Here is a 19,809-nt window from a genome sequence, read left to right on the forward strand (position 1 = left end):
AGGTTCGGCGATGAAGATCCCTGAGCCTCCGGCCGGCCCCAGGACCCCCGTATCAGACCCCATGACTTACAACCCTGAGAGGGATTGACGCATAGTGCTCGACGTCAACTTCTTCGATGAGCTCCGGATCGGCCTGGCCACCGCGGACGACATCCGTCAGTGGAGCCACGGCGAGGTCAAGAAGCCCGAGACCATCAACTACCGCACCCTCAAGCCCGAGAAGGACGGACTCTTCTGCGAGAAGATCTTCGGCCCGACCCGGGACTGGGAGTGCTACTGCGGCAAGTACAAGCGTGTCCGTTTCAAGGGCATCATCTGTGAGCGCTGTGGCGTCGAGGTCACGCGTGCCAAGGTGCGCCGTGAGCGGATGGGCCACATCGAGCTCGCCGCCCCCGTCACGCACATCTGGTACTTCAAGGGCGTTCCGTCGCGCCTCGGCTACCTGCTCGACCTCGCCCCGAAGGACCTGGAGAAGGTCATCTACTTCGCGGCGTACATGATCACGTTCGTCGACGAGGAGCGCCGCACCCGCGACCTGCCCTCGCTGGAGGCGCACGTCTCCGTCGAGCGTCAGCAGGTGGAGAACCGTCGCGACGCCGACCTGGAGGCCCGGGCCAAGAAGCTCGAGACCGACCTGGCCGAGCTCGAGGCCGAGGGTGCCAAGGCCGACGTGCGCCGCAAGGTGCGCGAGGGTGCCGAGCGTGAGATGAAGCAGCTGCGCGACCGTGCGCAGCGCGAGATCGACCGCCTCGACGAGGTGTGGACCCGGTTCAAGAACCTCAAGGTCCAGGACCTGGAGGGCGACGAGCTGCTCTACCGCGAGCTGCGTGACCGCTTCGGCACGTACTTCGACGGTTCGATGGGTGCCGCGGCGCTGCAGAAGCGCCTGGAGTCCTTCGACCTCGAGGAGGAGGCCGAGCGTCTCCGCGAGATCATCCGCACCGGCAAGGGCCAGAAGAAGACCCGTGCGCTCAAGCGCCTCAAGGTCGTCTCCGCGTTCCTGCAGACCAGCAACAGCCCCAAGGGCATGGTGCTGGACTGCGTGCCGGTCATCCCGCCGGACCTGCGTCCGATGGTGCAGCTGGACGGTGGCCGCTTCGCGACCTCCGACCTGAACGACCTGTACCGCCGTGTCATCAACCGCAACAACCGCCTGAAGCGGCTTCTCGACCTCGGCGCGCCCGAGATCATCGTGAACAACGAGAAGCGCATGCTCCAGGAGGCCGTCGACGCGCTCTTCGACAACGGCCGTCGTGGCCGCCCGGTCACGGGCCCCGGCAACCGTCCGCTGAAGTCGCTGTCCGACATGCTCAAGGGCAAGCAGGGCCGCTTCCGTCAGAACCTGCTCGGCAAGCGCGTGGACTACTCGGCGCGTTCCGTGATCGTCGTCGGTCCGCAGCTGAAGCTGCACCAGTGCGGTCTGCCGAAGGCGATGGCGCTGGAGCTGTTCAAGCCGTTCGTGATGAAGCGCCTGGTCGACCTGAACCACGCGCAGAACATCAAGAGCGCCAAGCGCATGGTCGAGCGCGGCCGCACGGTCGTGTACGACGTCCTGGAAGAGGTCATCGCGGAGCACCCGGTTCTGCTGAACCGTGCGCCCACGCTGCACCGCCTCGGCATCCAGGCCTTCGAGCCGCAGCTGGTCGAGGGCAAGGCCATCCAGATCCACCCGCTCGTCTGCACCGCGTTCAACGCGGACTTCGACGGTGACCAGATGGCCGTGCACCTGCCGCTGTCCGCGGAGGCGCAGGCCGAGGCCCGCATCCTGATGCTGTCCTCGAACAACATCCTCAAGCCCGCCGACGGCCGTCCGGTGACGATGCCGACCCAGGACATGGTCCTCGGTCTGTTCTTCCTCACCACCGACGGCGAGATGCGCGACCTCAAGGGCGAGGAGCGTTCCTTCGCCTCGGTCGCCGAGGCGATCATGGCCTTCGACGCGGGCGAGCTGTCGCTCCAGTCGCGGATCGACGTCCGCTTCCCGGTCGGCACCATCCCGCCGCGTGGCTGGATGCCGCCGGCGCGGGAGGAGGGCGACGAGGGCGCCGGGGAGAGGGCGTGGCAGCAGGGTGACAGCTTCCGGCTGAACACCACGCTGGGCCGCGCGCTCTTCAACGAGTTGCTGCCCGAGGACTACCCGTTCGTCGACTACGAGGTCGGCAAGAAGCAGCTCTCCGAGATCGTCAACGACCTCGCCGAGCGCTACCCGAAGGTCATCGTGGCGGCGACGCTCGACAACCTGAAGGCGGCCGGCTTCCACTGGGCGACCCGTTCCGGCGTCACCGTGGCCATCTCCGACGTCGTCGTTCCCGAGGCGAAGAAGGAGATCGTCCGCGGGTACGAGGCGCAGGACGAGAAGGTCCAGAAGCAGTACGAGCGCGGTCTGATCACCAAGGACGAGCGTACGCAGGAGCTCATCGCGATCTGGACCAAGGCGACCAACGAGGTCGCCGAGGCGATGAACGACAACTTCCCGAAGACCAACCCGATCTTCATGATGGTGAACTCGGGTGCACGAGGCAACATGATGCAGATGCGTCAGATCGCCGGTATGCGTGGTCTGGTGTCGAACGCGAAGAACGAGACGATCCCGCGGCCCATCAAGGCGTCATTCCGTGAGGGTCTGTCCGTGCTGGAGTACTTCATCTCCACGCACGGTGCCCGTAAGGGTCTGGCGGACACCGCTCTGCGTACCGCCGACTCGGGTTACCTCACCCGTCGTCTGGTCGACGTCTCGCAGGACGTCATCATCCGCGAGGAGGACTGCGGCACCGAGCGCGGTCTGAAGCTGCGGATCGCCCAGCGCGATGCCGACGGCACCCTGCGCAAGACGGACGACGTCGAGACCAGCGTCTACGCCCGCATGCTCGCCGAGGACGTCGTCATCGACGGCAAGGTGATCGCGCCGGCCAACGTGGACCTCGGTGACGTGCTCATCGACCAGCTGGTGCACCACGGCGTCGAGGAGGTCAAGACCCGTTCGATCCTGACCTGCGAGTCCGCCGTCGGCACCTGCGCCATGTGCTACGGCCGTTCGCTGGCCACCGGCAAGCTGGTCGACATCGGTGAGGCGGTCGGCATCATCGCCGCCCAGTCCATCGGTGAGCCCGGTACCCAGCTGACGATGCGTACCTTCCACACCGGTGGTGTGGCCGGTGACGACATCACGCAGGGTCTGCCGCGTGTCGTCGAGCTCTTCGAGGCCCGTACCCCGAAGGGCGTCGCCCCGATCTCCGAGGCCGCCGGCCGCATCCGGATCGAGGAGACCGAGAAGACGAAGAAGATCGTCGTCACCCCGGACGACGGCAGCGACGAGACGGCGTTCCCGATCTCGAAGCGCTCCCGTCTGCTGGTCGGCGAGGGCGATCACGTCGAGGTGGGCCAGAAGCTCACCGTGGGTGCCACCAACCCGCACGACGTGCTGCGCATCCTGGGTCAGCGGGCCGTCCAGGTCCACCTGGTCGGCGAGGTCCAGAAGGTCTACAACTCGCAGGGTGTGTCGATCCACGACAAGCACATCGAGATCATCATCCGGCAGATGCTCCGCCGTGTGACGATCATCGAGTCCGGTGACGCCGAGCTGCTGCCCGGCGAGCTGGTCGAGCGGTCGAAGTTCGAGACCGAGAACCGTCGTGTGGTGCAGGAGGGCGGCCACCCCGCCTCCGGCCGTCCGCAGCTGATGGGTATCACCAAGGCCTCGCTGGCGACCGAGTCGTGGCTGTCGGCGGCGTCCTTCCAGGAGACGACCAGGGTTCTCACGGACGCGGCGATCAACGCCAAGTCCGACTCCCTGATCGGCCTCAAGGAGAACGTCATCATCGGTAAGCTCATCCCGGCCGGTACGGGCCTGTCCCGCTACCGCAACATCCGGGTCGAGCCGACCGAGGAGGCCAAGGCCGCGATGTACTCGGCCGTCGGCTACGACGACATCGACTACTCGCCGTTCGGCACGGGCTCCGGCCAGGCCGTTCCGCTGGAGGACTACGACTACGGTCCGTACAACCAGTAAGCGGGTCGCTCGACGTACCGCAGGGCGGTCACTTCCGTTTCGTACGGGGTGGCCGCCCTGCGGCGTTCCCGTGACCTGTACCGGTTTCGTGACGCGCGGTGGTGCAGGATGGCATCGCGGGGGCGCATCATGGATGACACGTGCAGTTGGGGGAGGTACCTGGTGTCGCAGTCGCCGTATCCGTCGTGGCAGCCCTGGCAGGGGCGAGGCGTTCCGCAGCCGTGGGGCGGACCGGTCGGACCGCCGCAGGGCGGACCCCCGATGCTGGCCTCGCACGCCGACCGGGAGCGCACCGTGGACGTGCTGCGGGCCGGGTACGCCGAGGGCCGGCTGGACCAGCAGGAGCTCGAGCGCCGGGTGGCGCGGGCCTACCAGGCGCGTACGGTGGCGGACCTGACGCTGCTGGTGGCCGACCTGCCGCAGGGCCCCGTACCGCAGACCGCCGCGGTGCAGCACGCCGTTCCCGTCATGCCGCCGGCGACGTTCCTGGCCCGGCCGCCGAAGACCAACGAGAAGGCCGTCGGGGCCATGGTGTGCGGGGTGCTGTGCCTGGCGACGGGTGGCCTGACCGGTATTCCGGCCGTGATCCTCGGGCACGTGGCCCGCGGGGAGATCCGGCGGACGGGGGAGAACGGTGACGCGTACGCGATGACCGGGCTGGTGCTCGGCTGGCTGTCCACGGCCGGCTGGGCTCTGGTGATCATGCTGATGGTCCTGGTCGGCGCGTCCGGCTGACGTCCGGTCGGTCGGTGGGCGGTGTCCGGGAGGGCCGGAGAGCGCCCATTCGAAGATCATTGACCACGCCCCGGCTTCACTTGCTTCGCGCGGCGGTGGGGTGAAGGCCCATTTGTTTTGACCGCAGCCGATGCTATAGGTACGCTCAGACCTTGTGCCTGGGGTGTGCCCTGGCCTGCGTGCGTGCCATCACCCGCATCGGAGGCTGTGAACGGCCACCGTGATCATGCGTCTCTTTCTGCCTGGCGGTGGGAGTCCGCGGGATTCGACACACCCGACCGCGTGGGTCGGCGACGTTCCAGGTTAGCTTCACCATTCGGCACACAGAAACCGGAGAAGTAGTGCCTACGATCCAGCAGCTGGTCCGGAAGGGCCGGCAGGACAAGGTCGAGAAGAACAAGACGCCCGCGCTCGAGGGTTCGCCCCAGCGTCGCGGTGTCTGCACGCGTGTGTTCACGACCACCCCGAAGAAGCCGAACTCGGCCCTGCGTAAGGTCGCGCGTGTGCGTCTGACCAGCGGGATCGAGGTCACCGCTTACATTCCGGGTGAGGGACACAACCTGCAGGAGCACTCCATCGTGCTCGTGCGCGGCGGCCGTGTGAAGGACCTGCCGGGTGTTCGCTACAAGATCATCCGCGGTTCGCTCGACACCCAGGGTGTCAAGAACCGCAAGCAGGCCCGCAGCCGCTACGGCGCCAAGAAGGAGAAGTAAGAATGCCTCGTAAGGGCCCCGCCCCGAAGCGCCCGGTCATCATCGACCCGGTCTACGGTTCTCCTCTTGTCACGTCGCTCATCAACAAGGTGCTGCTGAACGGCAAGCGCTCCACCGCCGAGCGCATCGTCTACGGCGCCATGGAGGGCCTTCGCGAGAAGACGGGCAACGACCCGGTCATCACGCTGAAGCGCGCTCTCGAGAACATCAAGCCGACCCTCGAGGTCAAGTCCCGCCGTGTCGGTGGCGCCACCTACCAGGTGCCGATCGAGGTCAAGCCCGGCCGTGCCAACACCCTGGCGCTGCGCTGGCTGGTGGGTTACTCCCGCGCCCGTCGCGAGAAGACCATGACCGAGCGTCTGCTCAACGAACTCCTCGACGCCAGCAACGGCCTCGGTGCCGCGGTGAAGAAGCGCGAGGACACGCACAAGATGGCCGAGTCCAACAAGGCCTTCGCGCACTACCGCTGGTAGTCGCTACCCACATCGAGACCGAGAGAAGACTGAAGCCTTATGGCTACCACTTCACTTGACCTGGCCAAGGTCCGCAACATCGGGATCATGGCCCACATCGACGCGGGCAAGACGACCACCACCGAGCGGATCCTGTTCTACACCGGCGTCTCGTACAAGATCGGTGAGGTCCACGACGGCGCTGCCACGATGGACTGGATGGAGCAGGAGCAGGAGCGTGGCATCACGATCACGTCTGCTGCGACCACCTGTCACTGGCCGCTCGAGGACGACGACTACACGATCAACATCATCGACACCCCGGGGCACGTCGACTTCACCGTCGAGGTGGAGCGTTCCCTGCGTGTGCTCGACGGTGCCGTGACCGTGTTCGACGGCGTCGCCGGGGTCGAGCCGCAGTCCGAGACGGTGTGGCGTCAGGCCGACCGTTACGGCGTGCCGCGTATCTGCTTCGTCAACAAGCTCGACCGTACCGGCGCGGAGTTCCACCGCTGCGTCGACATGATCAAGGACCGCCTGGGCGCGCAGCCGCTGGTCATGCAGCTGCCGATCGGTGCCGAGGCCGACTTCAAGGGCGTCGTGGACCTGGTCCGCATGAAGGCGCTCGTGTGGTCCGCGGACGCGGCCAAGGGCGAGATGTACGACACCGTCGACATCCCGGCCACGCACACCGAGGCCGCCGAGGAGTGGCGCGGCAAGCTGGTCGAGGCCGTCGCGGAGAACGACGAAGAGATCATGGAGCTGTACCTGGAGGGCCAGGAGCCCACCGAGGAGCAGCTGTACGCCGCGATCCGTCGCATCACCATCGCCTCCGGCAAGTCCGAGGACACCACGGTCACCCCGGTGTTCTGCGGCACCGCGTTCAAGAACAAGGGCGTCCAGCCCCTGCTCGACGCGGTCGTGCGCTACCTCCCGACCCCGCTCGACGTCGAGGCCATCGAGGGCCACGACGTCAAGGACCCCGAGGTCGTGGTCAAGCGCAAGCCGTCCGAGGACGAGCCGCTCGCGGCCCTCGCCTTCAAGATCATGAGCGACCCGCACCTCGGCAAGCTCACCTTCGTCCGGGTGTACTCGGGCCGCCTGGAGTCCGGCACCGCCGTGCTGAACTCCGTCAAGGGCAAGAAGGAGCGCATCGGCAAGATCTACCGCATGCACGCGAACAAGCGTGAGGAGATCGCGTCGGTGGGCGCCGGTGACATCGTCGCCGTCATGGGCCTGAAGCAGACCACCACCGGTGAGACGCTGTCCGACGACAAGAGCCCGGTGATCCTGGAGTCCATGGACTTCCCGGCGCCGGTCATCCAGGTCGCCATCGAGCCCAAGTCGAAGGGTGACCAGGAGAAGCTGGGCGTCGCGATCCAGCGCCTGGCCGAGGAGGACCCGTCCTTCCAGGTTCACTCGGACGAGGAGACGGGCCAGACCATCATCGGTGGTATGGGCGAGCTGCACCTCGAGGTGCTGGTCGACCGCATGCGCCGTGAGTTCAAGGTCGAGGCCAACGTCGGCAAGCCGCAGGTCGCCTACCGTGAGACGATCCGCAAGACCGTCGAGCGCGTGGACTACACCCACAAGAAGCAGACCGGTGGTACCGGTCAGTTCGCCAAGGTGCAGATCGCGATCGAGCCCATCGAGGGCGGCGACGCCTCGTACGAGTTCGTGAACAAGGTGACCGGTGGCCGCATCCCGAAGGAGTACATTCCTTCGGTGGACGCCGGCGCGCAGGAGGCCATGCAGTTCGGCATCCTCGCCGGCTACGAGATGACGGGCGTCCGCGTCACGCTCATCGACGGTGGCTACCACGAGGTGGACTCCTCCGAGCTCGCCTTCAAGATCGCCGGTTCACAGGCGTTCAAGGAGGCCGCGCGCAAGGCTTCGCCCGTGCTCCTCGAGCCGATGATGGCCGTCGAGGTCACCACGCCCGAGGACTACATGGGTGAGGTCATCGGCGACATCAACTCCCGCCGTGGCCAGATCCAGGCCATGGAGGAGCGGGCCGGTGCCCGCGTCGTGAAGGGCCTCGTGCCCCTTTCGGAGATGTTCGGCTACGTCGGGGACCTCCGCAGCAAGACGTCGGGTCGCGCAAGCTACTCGATGCAGTTCGACTCCTACGCCGAGGTTCCGCGGAACGTCGCCGAGGAGATCATCGCGAAGGCCAAGGGCGAGTAACGGACACCGTTCGCACGCTTTAGGCTTGACCCCGGAGCCTGCTTGGGGCATTCCGCCGGAACTCGGCGGAATGCCCCCGGCCCCGGGCTTTCCAGCAAAGATCACCTGGCGCCGATGAGTAAGGCGTACAGAACCACTCCACAGGAGGACCCCAGTGGCGAAGGCGAAGTTCGAGCGGACTAAGCCGCACGTCAACATCGGCACCATCGGTCACATCGACCACGGTAAGACGACCCTCACGGCCGCCATTACCAAGGTGCTGCATGACGCGTACCCGGACCTGAACGAGGCCTCGGCCTTCGACCAGATCGACAAGGCTCCCGAGGAGCGCCAGCGCGGTATCACCATCTCCATCGCGCACGTCGAGTACCAGACCGAGACGCGGCACTACGCCCACGTCGACTGCCCCGGTCACGCGGACTACATCAAGAACATGATCACGGGTGCGGCGCAGATGGACGGCGCCATCCTCGTGGTCGCGGCCACCGACGGCCCGATGCCGCAGACCAAGGAGCACGTGCTCCTGGCCCGCCAGGTCGGCGTGCCGTACATCGTCGTCGCCCTGAACAAGGCCGACATGGTGGACGACGAGGAGATCCTGGAGCTCGTCGAGCTCGAGGTCCGCGAGCTGCTCTCCGAGTACGAGTTCCCGGGCGACGACCTGCCGGTCGTCAAGGTCTCGGCGCTCAAGGCCCTCGAGGGCGACAAGGAGTGGGGCCAGACCGTCCTCGACCTGATGAAGGCCGTCGACGAGAACATCCCGCAGCCCGAGCGTGACGTCGACAAGCCGTTCCTGATGCCGATCGAGGACGTCTTCACGATCACCGGTCGTGGCACCGTCGTCACCGGTCGTATCGAGCGCGGCATTCTCAAGGTCAACGAGACCGTTGACATCGTGGGCATCAAGCAGGAGAAGACCACCACCACGGTCACCGGCATCGAGATGTTCCGCAAGCTGCTCGACGAGGGTCAGGCCGGTGAGAACGTCGGTCTGCTGCTCCGCGGCATCAAGCGCGAGGACGTCGAGCGCGGCCAGGTCATCATCAAGCCCGGTTCGGTCACCCCGCACACCGAGTTCGAGGCCCAGGCCTACATCCTGTCGAAGGACGAGGGTGGCCGTCACACCCCCTTCTTCAACAACTACCGTCCGCAGTTCTACTTCCGTACGACGGACGTGACCGGCGTGGTGACCCTCCCCGAGGGCACCGAGATGGTCATGCCGGGTGACAACACCGAGATGAAGGTGGAGCTCATCCAGCCCATCGCCATGGAAGAGGGCCTGAAGTTCGCCATCCGTGAGGGTGGCCGGACCGTGGGCGCCGGCCAGGTCACCAAGATCAACAAGTAAGCTCCGGCTGCTTGCTGATCCGACCTGGTAGCTCCACCGCGAGCATCTGGGAGGGCCCGCACGACTTCGGTCGTGCGGGCCCTTTCGCGTTGCCGGGTGCCGGGTGCCGGGTGCCGGGTGCCGGGTGCCGGGTGCCGGGAGCTGGTGGTCGGTGGTCGGTGGTGTCCACCTTCGCGTTCTGCTTGTCACTCGATCGTGGGAGGGGTTGGCATATGCGGCCCGTGAAGTGAGGTGCGGCTCTAGCTTCGGATCATGGTCAGCTCATCCCATGAGGCCCTGCACCGGATCTTCCAGGAAGACCCGGGTCTCTTCGCCCGTGCCGTCAGAGGGCTCGGCGTTTCCTTTCCCCCGCCTGTTTCCGCCTCCCCGCTGCCCACCGACCTCACGGAGAACCGTCCGGTGGAGCGACGGGTGGACACGCTGCTGAGGATGGACACCGAGGACGGCGAGTTCGTCCTGGCAGTCGAGTCCCAGGGCAAGCGGGACCCCGGCAAGCCCGCGAGCTGGGCGTACTACCTCTCCCACCTGTACGCCAAGTACGGCATTCCCCCGGTCCTCCTCGTCGTGTGCGCGGACCGGTCCACCGCGGCCTGGGCGGCCCGGCAGATCGACATCGGCCCGCCCCAGTGGCCCTCGCTCACCCTGCGCCCTCTGGTCCTGGGACCGGACAGCCTGCCGGTGATCGCCAGTCCCGACGAGGCCGCCCGCGACATTCCGCTCACGGTCCTGTCGGCGGCTCTGCACCGCCGGGATCCGGACGCCGATGCCATACTGAACGCGCTGGCGAAGGCGCTGAAGGGCTTGTCGGCCGAGGACGAGGACACCGCGGGCACCTTCATCGAACTCACCGAACAAGGCCTCGGCAAGACGCCGGCCGCGGATCTCTGGAGGCACCTGATGGCTGTCGACCTCTCTTTCTTCCAGTCCGAGACTGCTCAGAAACTCCGGGCGGAGGGCCGGGCGGAGGGCCGTGACGAGGGCCGTGACGAGGGTCGTGACGAGGGCCGGATCGAGGGCCGGGTGGAGGACATCCTGCGGCTGCTTCAGGGCCGGGGTGTCGAGGTGTCGGAAACGGACCGGGAACACGTCATCGGCTGCCGCGACCTGAACACCCTGGATGTCTGGTTCACCCGGGCGATCACGGCCACGTCGGCGGCGGAGGTCTTCGCGCCGGCCGGGGAGGCGGGGCCCGCGGACTGATGGACCTCTCCTCGTTCCAGTCGCAGACTGCTCAGCGGCTCCGGGCGGAGGGCCGGGCGGAGGGCCGGGCGGCGGGCCGGGCGGCGAACATTCTGCTTCTGCTCGACCATCGGGGGGTCGAACTGTCCGACGAGGAGCGGGAGCGTGTCATGGGCTGCTCCGACTTCGACACACTGGACCTCTGGTTCAGGCGGGCCGTCACGGCCTCCTCGGCGGCCGGTGTCTTCGACGGCCAGGAGGGCTGAAAAACTACGGTATGGGGCGATCCGGGCGCAGGCTCTCACCCCACGGGCGTCGCCGGCCTTCATCGAACAGGTGCTGGGAGCGGCATGATCCGCACGGCTTCTGCCGGGGACGCTTCCGAACCGGTCCGGTTCAGGAGCAGTTACCGCGACGGCCCCGACGGCAGCTCCTGTGCCGAGATCGAGAGAGCACCTCGTGCCGGCCACGTCCGTGACTCCAAGGACGTGACAGGTCCTCGGCCTGCGCTCACGCCGGATGTCCGGGCGGGCTTCGGGACGTACGCCTCGGAGCGCTGACACCCCGACGGCACCCGCTCCGCGCCTGATCGTCACCGGGAGCGGGCTGCGTCGGCGGATGTCTCGGTGCCGGAGGGGGACCGGGAGACCGCGTCGGGCCGGCGGATCCGGAAGGCGTCCGTTACCGTCTCGGGCCCACCGTGGCATACAGCAGGAGGCCCGTCGCGAGAAGGACCGAAGCGGTCCAGGCGGCCGCCGTCGTACCGGCGGGGGAGAGCAGCCACCCGCCGACCTGTCCCGCGATGCCGGTCTGGGGAGGGGCGAAGAGGGTGAACGCGAGCCAGCCGGTCGGCAGGGTCCACGCGTACTGTGCCCCGCACACCGTCGCCCCGAGCGCGGCCAGGCCGGTCAGGCCCGCGCTGTCCCGGACGAGGAAGCCGGCGGGGGCGAGCTCCGCCCCCCCGCGTGGACCGCCGACAGCACCACACCGACGGCGGTGCCGATCAGCAGTACGTGCACGGCCCGGCGGGGCGCCCAGCGGATTGCGGCCGTCCGCTCCAGCGCGGCATCCGGCCCACCGAGCCCGACGGAGGCGGCCGCCATCTCCATGCAGAGGAGCAGGGCGGGGACCCGCGGGTCCACCGGCTCCTTCCCGTCCTCGTCGAGGAAGATCCATGCCGTCAACGCGGTGAGCGCGATCACGGTGGCCGACGCGGGTACCCGACGTGAGCGCGCGTACAGCAGCAGCCACCTCATCGGGACGTCTCCCCTCCCAGTACCTCGAACTGGTCGTACCTGCAGGAGAGGGAAGCGGCGCGTGCCCCGGCGATGCGCGAGCGCTGCTCGGCCGCCGGCGCCGACATCAGCTTCTGCCAGGTGGCTTCGGCTTCCTCCCAGCCCTTTCGCACGTACTCCTCGTGGGTCGGCTTCTCCAGCGGCTCGAGGGCGCGGTCACCGAGGGCCCAGCTCGCGGCGATGCTCTGCGTGAGCACTCCGTGCAGATCGCCGCTCTCCCGGTCGCTGCGCGCGTTGCCGTTCGGCGCCAGTCTTTGGGCGAGCAGGAAGCGGGTGAGTTCCTCACCCTTCGCGCGGGCGATCAGCGGGTCGTCGAAGTCGACGAGTACCACGTCGTCGGAGAGTTCGCGGTGCTCGATGAGCGCACGCAGCGCGGTCTCCTCCCGCACCGAGTCCGGCGCCCGGTCGCCCAGGGCGTCGTGCAGCAGGCGCAGCGCCTCCTCGCCGCGCGGTGCGAGGTCGGGCAGGCGCGACCGGTGTGCCTCCGTGACGCACACCGGGCCGTCGCAGACCAGGGCCGCGGCGGTCCGGTCGACGACGTAGGTGTCGCGGGGGTGGGCCGGGAGGACGAGCAGGGCCAGGGCCGCGCCCGCCAGGACGGGCGCCAGGGCGAGCAGGCGGGCCCGCGCGGTGGCGGTCGCCAGGAGCGCGAAGCCGGTGGCGAGCAGGCCGAGCAGCCAGAGGGTCTGGCCGAGGTGCACGGAGCCGGAGAGGGTGAGCAGCATCTCCCGTGGCTCCGCGACCGCCGGCGACAGCAGGGAGAGCCGGTTCGGCGCGAGTCCCGTCGGCCGTTCTCCGTCCGCGTGCTGCTGCAGGAGAACGGTCGCCAGCAGGAGGAGCACCACCAGCGCCGGCGGGGTGAGGACGGAGGGCAGGGCCCGCGCGACGCCCATGCCGAACAGGGCTCCCGCGACCAGGGCCAACGCCGCCACCAGGGAGATCGGCAGCCACCCGAGGTGGGTGTGGGTGGTGGGGCCGAGGGCCACCCGGACCGCGCCCCACAGAACGAGGAGGCCGAAGCCCGACACCAGCGCGATCGCTGTCGCGCCCGCCGGCAGCGCCGCACGGCGCCAGGCCGGCCGCGGCACGGTCGTCAGCAGTTCGGTCATCCGCGAACGGGAGTCGCGCAGCCCCTACCGCCCCGAGGCCCACGGCGAGAGGCCACAGATAGGCCAGCAGCATGCGGGTCAGCAGCGCCATCGACGTCCACTGCGACGTCCACCGCCCGGTGCCCCGCCACCAGGAACCGTCGATCAGGTGGACGAGCGCCAGCGCGCCTCCCAGGACGACGGCGCCGGCCCACGGGGCGAGGGAACGCTTCAGCTCGATGCGTAGCACGCGCCTGTTCACCAGGTCCGCCCTTCGTGCTCGGAGGTGCGCAGCAGTGCCGAGTAGCCGCGCTCCAGGGGGCTGTCGCCGGGGTGCTCGGGGCCGCCCGCCGCGGCCAGGTCGTCCGGGGTGCCCTGGAAGACGAGGCGGCCGTGGGCGAAGAGCACCACGTCGGAGCAGGCGGCCGCGACGTCTTCGACGAGATGGGTGGAGACGACCACGCAGGTGCCGCGGCCCAGTTCCTGCAGCAGCTCGCGGAAGCGCATCCGCTGCGCCGGGTCCAGGCCGGCCGTCGGCTCGTCCAGCAGCACCGTGGGGTCGTTGACGATGGCCTGGGCGATTCCGGCCCGCCGCACCATGCCTCCGGACAGGGCCTTCATCCGCTGGTCGGCGCGGTCAGCCAGGCCCACCCGTTCCACGGCCCGCTGGACGGCCCCGGGGATGTCCGTCTTCGGTACCTCTTTCAGCCAGGCCATGTACTCGACGAACTCGCGCACCGTGAAACGCTTGTAGTAGCCGAACTCCTGCGGCAGATAGCCGATCCGGCGGCGCAGGGCGGGGTGGGCGCCCACCCCGCTCACGGAGGTGCCGAGCAGTTCCAGTTCGCCCGAGGCGGGGCGCAGCACGGTGGCCAGGGCCCGGATCAGGGTCGTCTTTCCCGCCCCGTTGGGCCCGAGGAGGCCGTGGGTGCCGATGCCCAGCGAGAGATCGAGTCCGTCGACGGCCATCGTCCTCCGTCCGGCCCGGACCTTCAGGCCGGTGGCCCGGATCTCCCAGGCGTAGGTCTTCGGGGCGATGTCGGCCGCACTCGTTGCGGGCGCCATGTGATGCTCCTTTCCTGTGGTCAACGAGGGTTCCGCGCAACGGAGTACGCGCTTCTGCGGGCGATCACGACGCCGAGGCCGAGCACCAGGAGCAGCCCCCACGCGGGCAGCCGGTCCGGCTGCAGGAGGACGGGAACGCGGCCGGTGGCCCATGCGGGTGCGACGACGACGCCCCAGACGGCCATCAGCGCGGCGGCGGCGCGGTTCACGTCGATGACACTGCCCAGCGCGAGGGCGGTGGAGGTGAAGGCCAGGGAGGGCAGCAACCACTGCGCGGCTGTCATCGCTCCCGTCAGCCATCCCGCCCCCAGCAGCACGGGCAGGACCACGACGAGTACCGACACCGTGCGGCGCAGCAGCAGATACAGCCCTGCCCTCGGGGTGGAGACCGTCAGTTCGTGCGCCGGGTCCAGGGCGCGCGACCAGGACGCGGCGACGCCGGCCAGCGGCAGCACCGGTGCCCACAGCAGCAACGACACCTTCCCGGAGTCCGGGGCTGCGACGTCCAGCAACAGCGCGATCAGGGTGAGGCCGACGGTCATGGCCAGCCACGGGGCCATGGCCGGTGTCATCCAGGACGACCACCGCACCCGGCGCCACCGGCGCGGTGGCATCGCGGTGGCGGTGTCCAGCCTGGGCTCCAGGGCGGACCGTACGGTCCCGAGGAGGGAGGTGATCGCGGGCACCTCGGCCGCGACGGCGGCCCCCAGCCGCTCGCGGCAGTGTCCGCACGCTTCCAGGTGTGCCTCCAGGGCCCACACCTCGTCGGCGGCGATACCGGCGTCGCCGCGCGCGTAATGGTGGATGAGCCGCGCCGAGGCGTGTTCCACACTCATGCCAGTGCCTCCCGCATCGCGATCCGGGCCCGGCGGGCCCGGGTCTTGACCGTGCCTTCGGGCAGATCGAGCAGGACGGCGGTCTCACGGACGGACAGTCCGTCGAGGACCATCGCCCGCAGTACGTCCTGGAGTTCCGGTGCCAGGCGCCGTAACGCGTCACCGACGTCACCGCCGACGCTCGCGGCGAGCGCCTCCTCCTCCGCGGCGGTCGCCGCCGCCGGCCCGGCGGCGGCGACCGGCGGTTCGGCGGCGGCGACCGGCGGTTCGGCGTGGTGCGCCCGGCGCCGGAAGGCGTCGATGAGGCGGCGCGCCGCGATCGTCCACAGCCACCCGACGGCCGTGCCTCCGGCCGCGCTGCCGGCGAACGCGCCGGCCGCGCGCCACACCGCCAGATACGTCTCCTGCAGGACCTCGGCGACGATCTGCTCGTCCGCGCATCGCCGGCGCAGCCGGACCGCCAGCCACGGCGACGTGCGCCGGTACAGCTCCTCGAACGCCCCGCGGTCGCCCCTGGCCACCAGCCGGAGGAGTTGTTCCTCGTCCCGCTCGTGCAGTGCTCTCCTGCGTGATCTCACACCTGCCAGACGCCGAGGCCGTCACACGGGTTCTCCAGAAGGTATGACGCGGGTCACGCTTCCGGGCGGGAGGGGCGTCCGCGGCCGGGGCCGGGGACGAACCCCGCGGGAAGGCGGTCCGCGCGAGAACGGCGCGCGGGATCCCGGTGCGTGCCGGTGGCCGCGTTGCGGCACTGCCCCGGCCCTCGGCGTCGAAGACGCCCGCGGCACCCCTGCGAACCGACGCCACTCCCGCGGGAGCCCGAACGGAGCGACGGCGCACATCGGGGCGTTAGGGTCATTTGTGGCGTCCCGGTCTCACATAGTGACGCAAGGGCCGTGGGCCGCTGGCCACCGTGTTTACGTAAGCGTCACACTGAAGTGTCCCGCGCGCGGCAACGGCGCCGAGCGCCACCTCTCACCGAACCGGATCAGACCGGACGTACCGGCTGCCGGGCTTCCCGTGGCAGCCGTGCCAGAAAGGGCTCCCGTGACGACGCGACCCGCCAACACCTCACTCGACCACCTCCGCGCCGAACTCGTACGCCGGAATCCGGCCGAACCCGAGTTCCACCAGGCCGCACGCGAGGTGCTGGACAGCCTCGGGCCGGCGCTCGCGGCGCGTTCCGAGTACCGGGACCCGGGGCTCGTCGAGCGGTTGATCGAGCCGGAGCGGCAGATCATCTTCCGGGTGCCGTGGCAGGACGACCGGGGCCGGGTGCACGTCAACCGCGGTTTCCGGATCGAATACAACAGCGCCCTCGGCCCGTACAAGGGCGGCCTGCGCTTCCACCCCTCCGTGAACCTGGGAATCATCAAGTTCCTCGGCTTCGAGCAGGTCTTCAAGAACGCGCTGACCGGGCTCGGCATCGGCGGCGGCAAGGGCGGCAGCGACTTCGACCCGCAGGGCCGCAGCGACACGGAGGTCATGCGCTTCTGCCAGTCCTTCATGACGGAGCTGTACCGGCACATCGGCGAGTACACCGACGTCCCGGCGGGCGACATCGGCGTCGGCGCGCGCGAGATCGGCTACCTGTTCGGCCAGTACCGGCGGATCACCAACCGCTGGGAGGGCGGCGTCCTGACCGGCAAGCGCGCCGGCTGGGGCGGCTCGCTGATCCGGCCGGAGGCGACCGGGTACGGCAACGTGCTGTTCGCCGAGGCGATGCTGCGCGAGCGCGGCGAGGACCTCGAGGGCCAGACCGCGGTCGTCTCCGGCTCGGGGAACGTCGCGATCTACACCGTCCAGAAGCTGATCGCCCTCGGCGCCAACCCGGTGACCTGCTCCGACTCCAGCGGCTACGTCGTCGACGAGAAGGGCATCGACCTTGAGCTGCTCTGCCAGATCAAGGAGGTCGAGCGCGGCCGGGTGAGCACGTACGCCGAGCGGCGCGGCTCCTCCGCGCGGTTCGTGCCCGGCGGGCGGGTCTGGGAGGTCCCGGCCGACATCGCCCTGCCGTCGGCCACGCAGAACGAGCTGAACGAGGACTCGGCCGCCACGCTCGTCCGCAACGGCGTGAAGGCCGTCTCGGAGGGCGCGAACATGCCCACGACACCGGAGGCGGTCCAGCTCCTCCAGCAGGCCGGAGTCGCCTTCGGCCCCGGCAAGGCGGCGAACGCGGGCGGGGTCGCGGTCAGCGCCCTGGAGATGACGCAGAACGCGTCGCGTACGACGTGGAAGGCCGACCAGGTCGAGAACGAGCTGGCCCGCATCATGACCGACATCCACCGCACCTGCGCCGAGACCGCCGAGCGCTACGGCGCCCCCGGCGACTACGTCACGGGCGCGAACATCGCCGGTTTCGAGCGGGTCGCGGACGCGGTTCTGGCGCAGGGCGTCATCTGACGGTGCCGGTGCCGGTCCTGGCGGGGGAGGGCAGAAGCCCTTCCCCCGCTCGGACCGGGGGACTACCCCACATGGCCCTGGTGCCCGCACGACCCGGCCGGGGAGACTCGGACCCATGCAGAAGCTCTCCCTCGACGCACTCGCCCGCGAGCACCTGGAACGCGCGGCCGCCGCCTCCACCGGCCGCAGCGCGAGCACGGTCCACGGCGGCCACGAACACACCCTGCGCCAGACCCTCCTCGCCCTGACCTCCGGCACCTCCCTCGCCGAGCACGAGAACCCCGGCGAGGCGACCCTGCTGGTGCTGCGCGGCCGGGTCCGCCTCACCAGCGGGGAGACGTCGTGGGAGGGCCGGACCGGAGACCTGATCGTCATCCCGCCGGCCCGGCACTCCCTGGAGGCCCTGGAGGACGCGGCCGTCCTCCTCACCGTCGCCAAGCAGGGCTGAGGGACGGGGCCGAGGGCCGCACCCTCCCCGCCACGGAGCCGCATCGGACAATGGGACGATGCCGGTGCAGACAGTCGAACCGTGAACGGGGGAGTGCGGCGTCATGGCCCGCTACATGGAGGCGCTGACCGTCGAGCGCGGCGGTTTCCGGATCAAGGTGCCGGAATCGTGGTGGGAGTTCGACGTCCGGCCCGAGTCCCGGGACGACTCGATCCATCGGATGGTGACCGAACGCCTGCGCCGGCACCCGGAGTGGAACCGCACCGGGACACGTACACCACGTTCCTGCGGAAGGCCGCTGCGGACGCCTGGAAGTCGGGTGCGCTGTACTGCGGTTGCATGGCGGAGAACTTCGGCGGGGACACCCCGATCACCGGCTCGGTGACGGTGTCCCTGGTCGGCGGCCGTACGGAGGGGGCGACCCGCTGCCCACCGACCCGGCCGCCATCGCCGCCCGACTCGCCGTCAAGGAGGCCAGGAGGCCGGGCGACTCCTGGCGCAAGGTGGCGACGGCCGACATCCCGGGCGTGGGCCCGGCGGCCCGGACGTACGGCATCGAGGACATCCCCGTCCCCGGTGACGAACTCCACCGCACCGTCCGCGCGGTGCTCACCCAGACCTTCATCCCGGTCCCGGGCCAGGAGGGCAAGGTCGCCCTGGTGGCCGGCAGCAGCCAGGTCCTCGACCTCGCGGACTCCTTCTTCGACATCTTCGACGCGATCACGTCGACGTTCCGCTTCACCGACTGAGCCACGCGCCCCGGCCTGGCCCGACCTTTCCCTCGAACTGTTGCGCCTTGTGAGTGCACGTGTGCGTGCGGTTGTTGGTGATGTGCGGGTGAGTGGGACGGGTAAAGCGGCGAGGGCCTGCCGGGTATCGACGACCCCGCCGAGGCGGACGCGGCGCTTGAGCGTGGCGAGCGGCGACTTGGAACGGCGGTGATCGGGTCGGCCTTCGACTGTTCGCCGGAGGAGGCGTCGCCTCGGATCGTCAGGGCGATGCGGCTGCCGGACCGGGACCAGCGGGGGATTCGCGTTCACGGCCGCAGGCGCGGTGGCTCGTCCTCATGGAAGGTCGACGCCAGAACTGTATGCCGCGCTGCGAGCGGAGGGATTCGGTGGCGTCGCCGAGGACACCACCAGGAACACGCTGACATGGGAAACGCAGCCCCGAGGAGCTCGCATGTCTGGACGCTCGCTGAGTGAACGCCTCGGACCAGGGCCTCCGGGCGGGTGTGGCACCTCGGTGAACCCGTGACGCCGGGGTAGGGCGGAAGCGCGCACGCCGACGGGGGCGCCGCCGGGTTTGACCCCCGCCACCCCCGGGGTATTCTCTCCCGCCCCGATTGGCCAGTCCCGCCCCCCGTATGGCAGACTAGCGGGGTTGCTCGGTCGAGTGCCGATGCTGCGCGCCTCCCGCCGGGAGGACCGGAAGCGAGTCCCACAGTACTCGTCGCCCCACGCGATACATCGGGAGATGTAGGAGCGGACGTACGGGAATCTTCCGGGAAGCGTCAGCGGGGTGCCGGCCAGGCACCCGGTGGGCCTCTCGCCCCCGCCCGCGGTTCCGGAAGGGCCCGCACTCCCACGCAGGGAAGTTCCGACAAGGGACATTCATGTCAGTGGGAGCGCGACACGCCCGACCGCGTGGGTCGGAGGAGGGGAGGGTGAGTGACAGAGCAGGACACCACCGGGTTCCGGAGCGTTACTAGAGACAGGACTACGAAGCAGCCATGGCGGGACAGAAGATCCGCATCCGGCTCAAGGCCTACGACCACGAGGTCATCGACTCCTCGGCGAAGAAGATCGTCGAGACGGTGACGCGTACTGGTGCGTCGGTCGCGGGCCCGGTGCCGCTGCCCACTGAGAAGAACGTGTACTGCGTCATCAAGTCGCCGCACAAGTACAAGGACTCGCGCGAGCACTTCGAGATGCGCACGCACAAGCGTCTGATCGACATCCTCGACCCGACCCCCAAGACCGTTGACTCTCTGATGCGACTCGACCTCCCGGCCGGTGTCGACATCGAGATCAAGCTCTGAGGCCGGTGAT

The 19,809-nt window shown here is 69.2% G+C and carries 16 protein-coding genes and 2 pseudogenes; 13 read left to right on the forward strand and 5 right to left on the reverse strand.

Annotated elements, in window-relative coordinates; all coding sequences use genetic code 11:
- Nucleotides 1–94 precede the first annotated feature (94 nt).
- The 9 genes from TU30_RS04970 to TU30_RS33685 all read left to right on the forward strand — a co-directional run bounded on the left by TU30_RS04970 (nucleotide 95) and on the right by TU30_RS33685 (nucleotide 11,183).
- Entirely contained in the window at nucleotides 95–4,009 is a 3,915-nt protein-coding gene (locus TU30_RS04970; protein ID WP_042165053.1) for a DNA-directed RNA polymerase subunit beta', read from the forward strand.
- A gap of 162 nt (nucleotides 4,010–4,171) precedes the next feature.
- Nucleotides 4,172–4,744: a DUF1707 and DUF4190 domain-containing protein gene (locus TU30_RS04975; protein ID WP_234307781.1), complete on the forward strand. Its 573-nt coding sequence runs from the start codon at nucleotides 4,172–4,174 to the stop codon at nucleotides 4,742–4,744.
- A 341-nt stretch (nucleotides 4,745–5,085) separates the two neighbouring features.
- Nucleotides 5,086–5,457, forward strand: a complete 372-nt coding sequence (gene rpsL, locus TU30_RS04980; RefSeq protein WP_003948652.1) for a 30S ribosomal protein S12 — start codon at nucleotides 5,086–5,088, stop codon at nucleotides 5,455–5,457.
- 2 nt (nucleotides 5,458–5,459) lie between these two features.
- Complete coding sequence (gene rpsG / locus TU30_RS04985) at nucleotides 5,460–5,930, forward strand: 30S ribosomal protein S7 (protein ID WP_003974303.1); 471 nt, start codon at nucleotides 5,460–5,462, stop codon at nucleotides 5,928–5,930.
- 39 nt (nucleotides 5,931–5,969) lie between these two features.
- Complete coding sequence (fusA, locus tag TU30_RS04990) at nucleotides 5,970–8,096, forward strand: elongation factor G (RefSeq protein ID WP_042165061.1); 2,127 nt, start codon at nucleotides 5,970–5,972, stop codon at nucleotides 8,094–8,096.
- 154 nt (nucleotides 8,097–8,250) lie between these two features.
- Entirely contained in the window at nucleotides 8,251–9,444 is a 1,194-nt protein-coding gene (gene tuf, locus TU30_RS04995) for an elongation factor Tu (protein WP_042165064.1), read from the forward strand.
- A gap of 252 nt (nucleotides 9,445–9,696) precedes the next feature.
- Complete coding sequence (locus TU30_RS05000) at nucleotides 9,697–10,644, forward strand: hypothetical protein (protein ID WP_042165067.1); 948 nt, start codon at nucleotides 9,697–9,699, stop codon at nucleotides 10,642–10,644.
- Nucleotides 10,644–10,889, forward strand: a complete 246-nt coding sequence (locus tag TU30_RS05005) for a hypothetical protein (RefSeq protein ID WP_042165070.1) — start codon at nucleotides 10,644–10,646, stop codon at nucleotides 10,887–10,889. The genes TU30_RS05000 and TU30_RS05005 overlap by 1 nt, the downstream gene beginning before the upstream one ends.
- Before the next feature lie 84 nt (nucleotides 10,890–10,973).
- Nucleotides 10,974–11,183 (forward strand): DUF397 domain-containing protein, encoded by a 210-nt coding sequence (locus tag TU30_RS33685; protein ID WP_078878119.1) that lies wholly within the window; start codon nucleotides 10,974–10,976, stop codon nucleotides 11,181–11,183.
- 348 nt (nucleotides 11,184–11,531) lie between these two features.
- Here TU30_RS33685 and TU30_RS38205 read toward each other — a convergent pair whose 3' ends face one another.
- The 5 genes and pseudogenes from TU30_RS38205 to TU30_RS05030 form a co-directional block, all read right to left on the reverse strand.
- Complete coding sequence (locus tag TU30_RS38205; RefSeq protein ID WP_370626555.1) at nucleotides 11,532–11,879, reverse strand: hypothetical protein; 348 nt, start codon at nucleotides 11,877–11,879, stop codon at nucleotides 11,532–11,534.
- Nucleotides 11,876–13,268, reverse strand: a pseudogene (locus TU30_RS05015) (hypothetical protein). Before TU30_RS05015 ends, TU30_RS38205 begins: the two are co-directional and overlap by 4 nt.
- Nucleotides 13,265–14,071, reverse strand: coding sequence for an ABC transporter ATP-binding protein (locus TU30_RS05020; protein ID WP_199816823.1), 807 nt, complete (start codon nucleotides 14,069–14,071; stop codon nucleotides 13,265–13,267). Before TU30_RS05020 ends, TU30_RS05015 begins: the two are co-directional and overlap by 4 nt.
- Nucleotides 14,072–14,091: 20 nt before the next feature.
- Nucleotides 14,092–14,907, reverse strand: coding sequence for a zf-HC2 domain-containing protein (locus TU30_RS05025; RefSeq protein ID WP_042165074.1), 816 nt, complete (start codon nucleotides 14,905–14,907; stop codon nucleotides 14,092–14,094).
- Nucleotides 14,904–15,485 carry an RNA polymerase sigma factor gene (locus TU30_RS05030; protein WP_042165077.1) on the reverse strand — a complete coding sequence of 194 codons (582 nt, stop codon included), beginning with the start codon at nucleotides 15,483–15,485 and terminating at the stop codon, nucleotides 14,904–14,906. Before TU30_RS05030 ends, TU30_RS05025 begins: the two co-directional genes overlap by 4 nt.
- Nucleotides 15,486–15,954: 469 nt before the next feature.
- Here TU30_RS05030 and gdhA point away from each other — a divergent pair, with 469 nt between their 5' ends.
- The 4 genes and pseudogenes from gdhA (at nucleotide 15,955) to rpsJ (ending at nucleotide 19,799) form a co-directional block, all read left to right on the forward strand.
- Entirely contained in the window at nucleotides 15,955–17,310 is a 1,356-nt protein-coding gene (gene gdhA / locus TU30_RS05035; RefSeq protein WP_042165078.1) for an NADP-specific glutamate dehydrogenase, read from the forward strand.
- A 115-nt stretch (nucleotides 17,311–17,425) separates the two neighbouring features.
- Entirely contained in the window at nucleotides 17,426–17,758 is a 333-nt protein-coding gene (locus tag TU30_RS05040; RefSeq protein WP_042165079.1) for a cupin domain-containing protein, read from the forward strand.
- 103 nt (nucleotides 17,759–17,861) lie between these two features.
- Nucleotides 17,862–18,507 (forward strand): annotated as a pseudogene (locus tag TU30_RS05045) (hypothetical protein).
- A 983-nt stretch (nucleotides 18,508–19,490) separates the two neighbouring features.
- Nucleotides 19,491–19,799, forward strand: coding sequence for a 30S ribosomal protein S10 (gene rpsJ, locus TU30_RS05050; protein WP_003948644.1), 309 nt, complete (start codon nucleotides 19,491–19,493; stop codon nucleotides 19,797–19,799).
- Nucleotides 19,800–19,809 lie beyond the last annotated feature (10 nt).

Source organism: Streptomyces sp. NBRC 110035, assembly GCF_000829695.1.
In the GTDB taxonomy this organism is placed as follows: Bacteria; Actinomycetota; Actinomycetes; order Streptomycetales; family Streptomycetaceae; genus Streptomyces.